Genomic DNA, 5,065 nt, shown 5'->3' on the forward strand with positions numbered 1-5,065 from the left:
AAAGATATCGGTATGAGAATTAAGGAATTAAGAGAATTATCCGATATTACAACAGAAGAAATTGCTAAAGAACTAGACGTTGATGAAGAAACTTATATTTCCTATGAGGACGGTATTGTAGATATTCCTGCTAGTTTCTTATACCAAATTGCACATATCTTTAAGGTTGATTTAGCTTTACTTCTTACTGGTGAAGAAACCCGTATGACTTACTTTGATGTAACAAGAGCTGATAAGGGTTTTGCTGTTGACAGAAGGAAAGAGTACAAGTATGAAAACTTATGTAAAAAGTTTGTTCATAAAAAAGCAGAAATGTTTATTGTAACTGTAGATCCTAAAGAAGATGCCATTCCTTCTTTAAATGCACATGCAGGTCAGGAATTTAACTATATTCTTGAAGGAAGCGTAAAAATATTCATTAAGGATAATGAAATTATCTTAAACGAAGGAGATTCAATTTTCTTCGATGCAACTTGTAAACATGCTATGATTGCATTAAATGGTGAAAAAGCTAAATTTTTAGCTGTAATTATGTAAATTAAATAAAAATAATAATTAAAATTGTGTTTGAAAATATAAAATATGCTATATTCAAGGGGAATTATAGCTAGATTAAAATAGAGTGATATAATGACATCTTTAATAGGAAACTTCGTAAAAAGAGTTGATTTTAAATCATATAAGGATTTTTACGATAATTTTGAATTTAATGTACCAAAGGATTTTAATTTTGGATTTGATGTGGTGGACGAATATGCAAGAATAGATCCAGAAAAAATCGCTTTAATTTGGTGCGATGACAATGAGAAAAAAGTATTTACTTTTACAGATATGAAAAAATTATCTAACAAAGCTGCAAACTTCTTTAAATCCCAAGGAATAAATAAGGGAGATGCAGTATTGCTTACCTTAAAAAACAGATATGAATTTTGGATCTGCATGACTGCACTTCACAAGATAGGTGCAATAGCTATTCCAACAACTCATATGGTAAAGCTTCACGATATCGTTTATCGTGTTGAAAATGCAAGCATCAAAATGGTTGTATCTGTTGAAGAGGACCAATTGATTCCAGATTATGAAGCTTGTGAGAAGGAATTAGGCATTGAACTTAAAAAGGCATTAGTAGGTAACATCGATAAGGAAGGCTGGTTCAATTTTGATAAAGAAATGGATAAGATGAGTGATGAATTCGAAAGGCCAACCGGTGAGGATGCTACCCATGAATATGAGCCATTTTTGATTTATTTCTCAAGCGGAACTACTGGAAACCCTAAAATGGTTGCACATGACCATACCTATGCAATTGGACACTTGATTACCGCTAAATACTGGCATAATGTTGTTGAAGACGGTGTTCACCACACTTCTGCTGATACCGGTTGGGGTAAGGCTGTATGGGGTAACTATTATGGGCAATGGATTTCAGGATCTGCTGTATTTGTTTATGATTATGTTAGATTCAATGGTTTGGATTTAATGGAAAAGATCATTGAAAATAAGGTAAACACTTTCTGTGCACCTCCAACAATCTACAGATTCCTGATTAAGGAGGACTTGTCTCAATTTGACTTTTCAAATATTCAATATGCAACCACTGCTGGAGAGCCATTGCCTCCTGAAGTATTCAACAAATTCAAGGAATTCACAGGACTTGAGATTAAGGAAGGATTCGGACAAACCGAAACAACCCTTTCATTGGCTACATTCATTTGGATGGAATCTAAAACTGGTTGTGTAGGTAAACCATCCCCAGCATATAAGATAAGCCTTTTGGATTCAGATCATAATGTTGTGGACATCGGTTCTGAAGGAGAAATCTGTTTTGACATCAGTGGAGAAAAATCTGTAGGTTTGTTTATGGAATACTATAGAAACCAGGAAAAAACTGATGAAGTATGTCATGACGGTTTTTACCACTGTGGAGACACCGCTTATGTGGATGAGGACGGTTATTACACATTTGTAGGTAGAAATGATGATATAATCAAATCTTCAGGTTACCGTATTGGACCGTATGAAGTGGAAAATGCTGTAATTTCTCACCCTTCAGTTTTAGAATGTGCAATTACAGGTGTTCCTGATGAACTCAGAGGCCAAATCGTAAAGGCAACAATCGTTCTTGCAAAAGGATTCGAGCCAAGTGAAGAGCTTAAAAAAGAGATTCAAAATCATGTAAAACATGCAACTGCTCCATATAAATATCCAAGAATGATTGAATTTGTCGAAGAGTTGCCTAAAACCATCAGTGGTAAAATTCAAAGAAAAATCATTAGAACTGAGGATGAAAACAAATTCTAATCCTCTTTTTCATTTTTATAAATTTATTATTTTTTTAAATTTAATTTTGAAATAGGAACTTTAAAATTTTGTGAATTTTAATTAATAAATTTGCAAAAACTTTAAAATTTTGTGAAGTAAACTTTAATTATTAATTTATAGGATGCTTATAAAATTTTGTGATTATTAAATTAATTAAGTATTAAAATTAAAGGGATAGTGTGTAAATGAATCAAAATCAAGTAAAACCATATCCAATCATTAGTAAAAACAATTGTAAGGCATGCTTAAGATGCATTAGCGTTTGCAAAGAGGAATGCCTTAAATTAAGTGAAGAAATTAATGATAGTGGATATCAATATGCAGAATATACCGGAGAAGGTTGTATTGGTTGTGGAGATTGTTATTATACTTGTCCAGAACCATTAGCTATTGAAGTTCATATTCCTAGAAGGACTAGAAAACCTAAAGGAGATGCTTAAATGAGTAATCAAATTGTAAAAGGAAATACAGCAGTAATTATTGGAGCATTATACGCTGGCTGTGATTGTTTCTTCGGATATCCAATCACTCCTGCAAGTGAAATTCTCCATGAAGCTTCCAAATATTTCCCAATGTTAGGTAGAAAATTTGTACAGGCTGAAAGTGAAGAGGCTTCTGTAAACATGATCTACGGAGGAGCTTCAACCGGTCACAGAGTTATGAGCGCATCATCTGGACCTGGAATCAGCTTAATGCAAGAAGGATTCACATTTTTAGCAGGTGCTGAATTGCCTGCAGTAATTGTGGACATTATGAGAGCAGGTCCTGGTTTAGGTAATATAGGTCCTGAACAAGGAGATTACAATCAAATCGTTAAAGGTGGAGGTCACGGAAACTATAGAAATATAGTATTGGCACCTAACAGTGTTCAAGAGATGTGTGACTTTACCATGAAAGCATTTGAACTCACTACAAAATACAGAAACCCTGTAGTGGTGCTTGCTGATGGTACACTTGGTCAAATGGCAGAGCCATTGACATTCCCAACTGAAGCTGTAGAACCAACAATTGACGATTCTTGGGCTGTAAGAGGAAATAAGGAAACTATGGATAATTTAGTTACATCCATTTTCTTGGACTTTGATCAATTAGAGGATTTCAACTTTGAACTTCAAGAGAAATATGAAAGAATCAAGGAAAATGAAGTTCTTTATGAAGAGTATATGGTTGAAGATGCTGAAATTGTACTTGTATCCTATGGAACAAGTAGCAGATTATCAAGAACTGCAGTTGATGTCGCAAGAGAAAAAGGCATCAAGTTAGGACTCTTAAGACCAATTACATTATTCCCATTCCCAGAGAAAAGAATCAGAGAGTTAGCCGACAAAGGAGTCAAATTCGTTTCAGTAGAAATGAGTAACGGCCAATTGAGAGAAGATGTAAAAATGGCTGCTGGCTATGATGATGTCCATTTGGTTAACAGAATGGGTGGAAAATTAATTGAACTTAAGGATATCCTTAATGAAATCTATGAGATGGTAGGCAGTGATGAACGTCACAAGGTAGATAGTGAAGATAAGGAATTTGATGCTTCCTACTTATCCGATAAGGATTATCAAGATGAATTAGACAATGACAACTATCATAACCATAGGGTGGTTGACTAAGGAGGTGAAAAGATGGATAACATAAGAGTTAGTGCTGAAAATACTGAGAAAGTTCAAAAAAGTGAAATAGAAGAAAAAGTTCTTAAGAATCCAAAATCCTTAAATGACAGCTACCCAAGAAAAGGAAATGACATTTACAACACTCACTTCTGTGCTGGTTGCGGTCATGGTATCCTTCTTAAATTGATTGGTGAAGTGATTGATGAATTGGACATTCAAGAAAGATCAGTTATGATTTCTCCTGTAGGATGTTCCGTATTCAATTATTACTATTTCAATGCAGGTAATGTACAGACTGCTCACGGAAGAGCTCCTGCTGTTGCAACTGGTATTTCAAGAGCTGAAGACAATGCTATTGTAATGAGCTATCAAGGAGACGGAGATTTAGCATCAATCGGTTTGAATGAAACCTTGCAGGCAGCAAACCGTGGAGAGAAAATTGCAGTTTTCTTTGTAAACAACACCGTTTATGGTATGACCGGTGGTCAAATGGCACCAACTACCTTGATTGGTGAAAAGACTGTCACCTGTCAAAACGGTAGGGATGCTAATTTCGCAGGTTACCCATTGCATATGTGTGAACTTGTAGATAACCTCAAGGCACCTGTATTCATTGAAAGGGTATCTCTCGCTAATCCAAAACTCATCAGAAAAGCTAAAATAGCTATTAAAAAGGCTTTGATGGTTCAAAAGGAAGGAAAAGGTTACTCATTCGTTGAAGTCTTGTCACCATGTCCAACAAACATTAAAAGAGATGTGAAAGGAGTGGAAGACTTCTTGATTAATGAAATGGGTAAGGAATTCCCAGTAAAAAGATTTAGAGATTTATCCAAAGAAAGAGAACCTAAGCAAAGGCCAGTCAGTGACTTTTCAATTGAATCATTAGATGAAGTCTTTGGTGTAGACAGGACCAAGGAAATCGCTAAAGTTGAAGAGGACTTTGAAGACTGCAAAGTCAAAATTGTAGGTTTCGGAGGTCAAGGTGTATTAAGTACAGGTCTTACATTGGCTCAAGCAGCATGTTCAGAAGGTAAGGAAGTGTCTTGGTACCCAAGTTATGGTCCTGAACAAAGAGGAGGAACCTCCAACTGTTCCGTAACCATTTCAGCTAAAACCATTGGTTCTCCTGTTGTAGA

Annotated in this window: 5 protein-coding genes; all 5 read left to right on the forward strand. The window is 35.2% G+C overall.

What is annotated here, in order from left to right:
- On the forward strand, positions 1-537 hold a 537-nt coding region (locus ACKI67_RS08420; protein WP_407463080.1), incomplete at its 5' end, for a helix-turn-helix domain-containing protein.
- 93 nt (positions 538-630) lie between these two features.
- Entirely contained in the window at positions 631-2,301 is a 1,671-nt protein-coding gene (locus tag ACKI67_RS08425) for an AMP-binding protein (RefSeq protein ID WP_407463082.1), read from the forward strand.
- A 206-nt stretch (positions 2,302-2,507) separates the two neighbouring features.
- A complete protein-coding gene (locus ACKI67_RS08430) occupies positions 2,508-2,762 on the forward strand; it encodes a 4Fe-4S dicluster domain-containing protein (protein ID WP_407463084.1) in 255 nt (84 codons plus the stop codon).
- Entirely contained in the window at positions 2,763-3,929 is a 1,167-nt protein-coding gene (locus ACKI67_RS08435; protein WP_407463085.1) for a 3-methyl-2-oxobutanoate dehydrogenase subunit VorB, read from the forward strand. It begins immediately after the preceding gene.
- Positions 3,930-3,941: 12 nt separating this feature from the next.
- Positions 3,942-5,065 (forward strand): thiamine pyrophosphate-dependent enzyme (locus ACKI67_RS08440; RefSeq protein WP_407463086.1); only part of this gene is annotated, 1,124 nt, incomplete at its 3' end.

The organism is Methanobrevibacter sp., assembly GCF_045577275.1.
Lineage (GTDB): Archaea > Methanobacteriota > Methanobacteria > Methanobacteriales > Methanobacteriaceae > Methanobrevibacter.